Origin of the sequence: Meridianimarinicoccus marinus, from assembly GCF_040689105.1 — a bacterium.
Taxonomy (GTDB): Bacteria; Pseudomonadota; Alphaproteobacteria; order Rhodobacterales; family Rhodobacteraceae; genus Meridianimarinicoccus; species Meridianimarinicoccus marinus.
On the sequence record NZ_JBFBVU010000064.1, the window covers coordinates 1 to 5,958 of the forward strand.

Annotated in this window: 5 protein-coding genes; all 5 read right to left on the bottom strand. The window is 59.2% G+C overall.

Annotated features, from left to right (window positions below):
• Nucleotides 1–322 precede the first annotated feature (322 nt).
• Nucleotides 323–1,669 carry a glycolate oxidase subunit GlcF gene (glcF, locus tag AB0T83_RS20005; RefSeq protein ID WP_366194961.1) on the bottom strand — a complete coding sequence of 449 codons (1,347 nt, stop codon included), beginning with the start codon at nucleotides 1,667–1,669 and terminating at the stop codon, nucleotides 323–325.
• A 13-nt stretch (nucleotides 1,670–1,682) separates the two neighbouring features.
• Nucleotides 1,683–2,840: a glycolate oxidase subunit GlcE gene (gene glcE / locus AB0T83_RS20010; RefSeq protein ID WP_366194962.1), complete on the bottom strand. Its 1,158-nt coding sequence runs from the start codon at nucleotides 2,838–2,840 to the stop codon at nucleotides 1,683–1,685.
• A gap of 50 nt (nucleotides 2,841–2,890) precedes the next feature.
• Entirely contained in the window at nucleotides 2,891–4,330 is a 1,440-nt protein-coding gene (locus AB0T83_RS20015) for an FAD-linked oxidase C-terminal domain-containing protein (RefSeq protein ID WP_366194964.1), read from the bottom strand.
• Nucleotides 4,331–4,563: 233 nt separating this feature from the next.
• Nucleotides 4,564–5,490: a LysR family transcriptional regulator gene (locus AB0T83_RS20020; protein WP_366194963.1), complete on the bottom strand. Its 927-nt coding sequence runs from the start codon at nucleotides 5,488–5,490 to the stop codon at nucleotides 4,564–4,566.
• A 210-nt stretch (nucleotides 5,491–5,700) separates the two neighbouring features.
• A partial coding sequence (locus AB0T83_RS20025) for a hypothetical protein (RefSeq protein ID WP_366194965.1) occupies nucleotides 5,701–5,958 on the bottom strand: 258 nt, incomplete at its 5' end.

Below are 5,958 nucleotides of genomic sequence, written 5' to 3' on the forward strand. Positions count from 1 at the left end.
CTTCGTCGGGCAAACAGCGCCTCACGCTGTTTGCTGATCCGCCTCAGTCTCCCAGCCGGGGATTCTATGCGGAAAACCCTAACCACAATCGAGGACGTTTCCGGGGATCACAGCACGCCCCTCAGGACCATCACCAACTTTCAGCTATATCTCCGACATCGTATGTGCGCACCATCCAGCAAAACAGTCAGTCGGGAAGGGCGCGCGATTGTATCCGACTTTCCTTGGCTTGCGTCATCGTCGTCTAACTCGGCGACACGACCGGCAGTTGGAATGAGAGAGGTGTCACCCAAGCTCAGAGCAAAGGCGGTGCAGGAGCCAGTTAGGCTGACCCCACGGAATCGTACGGTGTTCTGCAGGATCCTACCCCAACATTCGGGAATTCGTGCAGGGAAGGAGGTTTAGGGCCACCCGTAGCCCAGTCCAGCAATTCGACGGTGTGGACGATGGGCAGTTCTGTGCCGGATCCGATCTGCATCATACAGCCGATATTTCCGGCGGCGATCAGTTGCGGTTGTTTCTCTTCGATAGCCGCGATCTTGCGACACTTCAATTCGCCGGAAATTTCTGGCTGCGTCAGGTTGTAAGTTCCTGCCGAGCCGCAGCAAAGATGGCTGTCGCGCGGTTCGACTACCTCGAAGCCGGCGGCCTTCAGCAGGTCCTTTGGATAGGTCTTGATCTGCTGGCCGTGCTGAAGAGAGCAGGCGGCGTGATAGGCGGCACGTAGTGCCGGAGTCGTGCCGGTAGTCTCCAGACCGAGATCTATCATCACCTCCGAGATGTCGCGCGCAAGGTTCGCAACCGTGGCCGCCTCCGCAAAAAGGGCGGACTCCGCGAACATGTGTCCGTAATCCTTGACGGTGGTGCCGCAGCCGGAAGTATTGATGACGATTGCGTCCAGCCCCTCGCCGTTAATTTCACGCATCCAGGCCCGGACGTTCTTCTCGGCTGAGATGTGGCTTTCGCTGGATTTGCCCATATGGTGGCTCAGCGCGCCGCAACAGCCCGCACCGTCAGCGATCACGACCTCGCATCCGTGCCTTGTGAGCAATCGGATGGTGGCATCGTTGATGTCGGTGTTGAGCGCCTTCTGAGCGCAACCTGTCATAAGAGCCACGCGCTTGCGACGCTTTCCCGTTGCCGGGAATACCTGCGGGTCGTCGTTGCGGCTGACCGGCGGAATCCGCTTCGGCATCAACTCCAGCATGGCACGCAAACGCGCATCGGGCAGGAGCTTGCGGAACGGATAGCCGATCTTGGCGCCGAGCAGGGCGAAGCGGAAGCGCGTTGGGTAGGGCAGAACCCGAGACAAGACCCAGCGCAGCGCCCTGTCGTCCCAACTGCGTTTGTAGTTCTGCTCGATGTATTCCCTCGCGTGATCGACGAGGTGCGCGTAGTGGACGCCTGACGGGCACGTGTTCATACAGCTCAGGCAGGAGAGACAGCGATCGATGTGCTTGACGGTATGTGCGTCAGGCGTGCGTTGTTTCTCCAGCATGTCCTTGATGAGGTAGATGCGCCCCCGCGGGCTGTCTAGTTCGTCTCCAAGAACCTGAAACGTGGGGCAGGTGGCGGTACAGAACCCGCAATGAACGCAGGAGCGGAGGATCTCGTTGGCGTGCCTCGTGCCCAGATCATTCAACTGTTCTGGTGTGAAATTTGTTTGCATGTTGTCCTTCCGCTCAAGCTGCCATCAGGCCGGGATTGAGAATTTGCTGTGGGTCGAATTGGCGACGCAGTCCCTCAGAAATCTGTTCCAGACGTGGATGTTGCGGCTGAAAGGCCGGCACAGAGAGGCGCAGTGCATCATTGCCCCTAACAAGTGTTGCGTAGCCTTGGCCCCCGGGGATCGCACCGCGAACAATAACGGCCTGATCCGGAGAATCTGACGGCACGGCGAGCCAGACAACCGCACCACCCTGATCGAGCATGGCACGCGCAGACAAACGCGTTTTCAGCTCTGCGACCAGCTTCGGAGCATCGGTCGGTTTCACGGATACCCGCCAGACGCTGTCTGCGCCGCCTGCGAAGACGTGAACGTCGCGGACCGCGGCCCAGAGCGAATGATGGGCGTCTCCCTCCAGCACCGAACTGGCGTAATCAGGGAACAGCGCCCGCAGTTTCGACAGGCGGTAGTCAACCTGCATGCCGAGCCCCTCGACCCGCAAATTGGCGATTCCGTTCATCCAGGATGCGCCGGACACTTCAAATGGAGTCGTGATCGTGCGGGCGAAGAGGCGCGCGGCTTGTGGCACGTCCACACCTGCGAATTGCAGCGTGACCGACCGCTCAGAACGCGGCAGCACTTTCAGCGAAACCTCTGTGACGATACCGAGCGTACCGTAAGCGCCGCAGCTCAATTTGGTCAGATCGAGCCCGGTGACGTTCTTCATGACACGTCCACCGTTTTTCAGGATGCGCCCTCGACCATCGACGAGACGGACGCCCAACAGAAAATCCCGGCAAGCGCCGCTCAGAAACCTGCGCGGGCCGGAGATATTGCAGGCAACGACGCCCCCGACCGTGGGCTCGCCGGTGCCGCCCAGCAGGGCACGATGATCCACCGGTTCAAAGGGCAGCATCTGGTTTTCTGCCGCTAGGGCCGCTTCGATTTCGCGGATGGGTGTTCCCGCCCTGGCTTCGATCGTCAAGGCACCGGGCTCATAGCGGGTAATGCCGGCGTTTGCGGCCAGGTCGAGAGATCGAACGTCCTTAAGTGGCTTACCGATCGTCGACCGTGTTCCGCCAGCGACAAGTCTCAGTCTGATATTCTGCGCGGAAGCATCGCGTACAGCTTCACTGATCGCCGACTCGTCGGCCGGTGCCGCAAAGGCGTTCATGTTCGTATCCTCCTCCGATTTCGATTCCGAAGCGACTATGTTTCTTCGTTCTAGACGGTGCGCCGCCTCCGCTCTGCGCTCATGTCCAGCGGGAAAACCTTCGTCGGGTTGAGCAGCCAGGACGGGTCGAACACGTCCTTGACCTGCATCTGGATTTCCAGGTCGTCGGCGTTGAACTGGTATGTCATCAGATCGCGCTTTTCGATGCCGACACCGTGTTCGCCCGTCAGGCAGCCGCCCACATCGACGCAAGTGCGCAAGATGTCGAAGCCGAAGACTTCCGCCTTCTCCAGATCGCCTGGCTTGTTTGCGTCGAACAGGATGAGCGGATGCATGTTGCCATCGCCCGCGTGGAACACGTTGGCGACCTCAAGCCCGTGTTCCTTGCTCAGATCGCTGATCCGTTTGAGCGTATAAGGCAGTTCTGAGACCGGAACCGTGCCGTCTAGGCACATGTAGTCATTGATCTGCCCCATGGCCCCGAAGGCGGATTTGCGCCCTTTCCAGATCAGGGCGCTTTCTTCGGCACTGGTGCTGACGCGCAATTCGACCGGGTTCAGGGCCCGGGCCAGCCCGATGATCTTCTCAAGCTGGAGGTCGATCTCGGCCTCGGAGCCTTCGACTTCGACGATGAGCAGCGCCTCGCACAGCGGATAGCCTGCCTTGACGAAATTCTCGACGACGCGGATACAGGGGCGATCCATGTACTCGATTGCCACGGGCAGCACGCCCGACCGGATGATATTGGCGACGCATTCGCCGGCGACCTCAGCGCTATCGAATCCGATCAGAACCGGGCGGGCGCCCTCGGGTTGGGGCAGGATGCGCAGCGTCGCTTCGGTCACGATGCCGAGTTGGCCTTCGGAGCCGCAGATCAGCCCAAGAAGATCCAGACCGGGCGCGTCCATGGCGACGCCGCCGATCTCTACGACGTCCCCGTCAGCCATCACCATTGTCACACCTAGCAGGTTGTTGGTCGTTACCCCGTATTTCAGGCAATGGGCGCCACCAGAGTTCATCGCAATGTTCCCAGCAATGGCGCAGGCAAGCTGGCTGGAGGGATCCGGCGCGTAGAAGAAGCCGTTCTCCTCGACCCGAGCGGTGACAGACAGATTCGTCACCCCTGTCTGAACCCTGATAAATCGATTGTCGTAGTCGATTTCCAGGACATCGTTGAGGCGCGCAGTCCCCAGGACGATGCTGTCTGCTGTGGGCAGCGATCCACCTGCGAGCGAGGTTCCCGCACCTCGCGGCACGACGGAGATGTTTAGGGTGCTGCAGATCTTCATCACAGCGGAACATTCCTCAGTGGTTCGCGGCAGCACCACAGCCATGGGCGGGCAGCGATAGGCGGTCAATGCATCACATTCATAGGCCCGCACCTCGTGCTCTTCAAAAATCACACTGTCGGAGGGCAGAATCTTCGCCAGGGAGCGGAGAAGCTCGGTCTTGCGTTCCACCACGGCTGGATCGGGGATCGGCATTTGAATGGTCGACATGTTATCCTCCCTTGCCTTCCAAATGTTTCTGAGCGCAACGAAAGCCGACCTTGTTGTTCCTAGGCGCCGCTTCGAAGTTCGTTTGCCGGTTTCGCGCGCTTGGTCCGCCGGCATCACTTGAGCAAAGAGACATTGCCAGTCTGCTCTCAGGAGATGAAGGCCCGGATCGGAAAATCATTTTTGCAGAAAGGGGCACGCCACATCTGAACGGCGCACGCACAGGGTCAGTTCCCGGTGCTGTCTGGGCGATCCCAGTAAGGGGGCGCACCGAAGCTGTGCACCAGAAACTGCACGAATGCCCTGACCTTGGGAGGAACGACTTTCTTCGGGGGATAGACGGCCGAGATCGCCCGTTCGCGTTCGGGGGCTATGAACCATTCGAAATCGGTTAGAATACGGACCAGGCGCCCGGCATGGATGTCTTGACTGACGAGCCATGAAGGAAGGAGCGCGATCCCAAGCCCATCGCAAGCTGCACTCTGCAGTACCTGGGCGTCGTTCGCGCGCAGGATTCCATTGACCGTGATCTCGGAGAGTGTGTCCGGCGTTTCCATTCTCTCCCAGAAAAACCGGGAATTGCCCTGCTGCAATGCCAAAACCAGACACTCGTGGCTTGCCAGTTCCTCAGGCGTCGTTGGCTCACCCTTGGTTGCAAGGTAGTCAGGACTGGCGACAAGCAGATGTTGCAGCGGAGCGAGCTTTCTAGCTAGGAGGCTCGAATCCGCCAACACACCGATCCGCACGGCTACGTCGGTTCCGGTTGAAATGATGTCCACCGTTTCGTCCGTCAGCGTCGCATCGATCCGGATCTCGGGGTTTTGCGCAAGAAAAACCTTCATGTGCGGCATCACGTGAAGCCGTCCAAAGGTTGTCGGAATATTGATCCGCAGGAGACCGCGCGGTTCGGCGTTGAGCATGGATGTGGCATTTCGTGCCTCTTCGAGTTCGGTGAGGAGACGCGACGCGTACTCGTAGAAGGTGGCTCCGGCCTCTGTCAGGTGTATCTGTCTTGTTGTGCGGTTGAACATGGCAGCGCCAAGATCCGCCTCCAGAGCGGAAACATGGCGGGAGACGGTAGAAACCTTCATCCCGGCCTCTTCGGCCACACGGGTGAAGCTTCCCAGCTCGACTGTGCGGACAAAGGCTTTCATGGATGCGAAATAGTCCAATGCCCCCCCTTTTAGCAATAATCTGGCTAGCGACCCGAGCCTCACATTAGCACGAAATCACCGTAAGCGCAGAAAACATAGGAAACTATCTGGTGCTACAAGCCAACTAAAGTCCATCACGAACCTTCGGAAGCGATCACCTGGTCGTTCTTCCTTCCCCGTTCCGCAAAAATGATTTGCCGATCCGGGTCTTCATCGCTCGTAAGCGCTCCATCTATCTAGTTGTCGACCGACGGATCGGCGGACGTGCCAAAAGCCGCGGTGGAGGAATTCACGACGCGCACAAACCGCAGGCGCGCAGCGTTCCTCTTCGAAGACAGCATTGCGGACAGAGCCGCGCGAGAACCAGAGTAAGGGCGCATCAATGACAAGCCAGAATCCCGTTTTCATTCCCGGGCCGACCAACATTCCCGAAAGCCTGCGCAAGGCTTGCGATATGCCCACCATCGA

Coding starts and splice junctions, on each gene's coding strand:
- glcF (WP_366194961.1), bottom strand. CDS start 1,669: ATGCAAACAAATTTCACACCAGAACAGTTGAATGATCTGGGCACGAGG.
- glcE (WP_366194962.1), bottom strand. CDS start 2,840: ATGAACGCCTTTGCGGCACCGGCCGACGAGTCGGCGATCAGTGAAGCT.
- AB0T83_RS20020 (WP_366194963.1), bottom strand. CDS start 5,490: ATGAAAGCCTTTGTCCGCACAGTCGAGCTGGGAAGCTTCACCCGTGTG.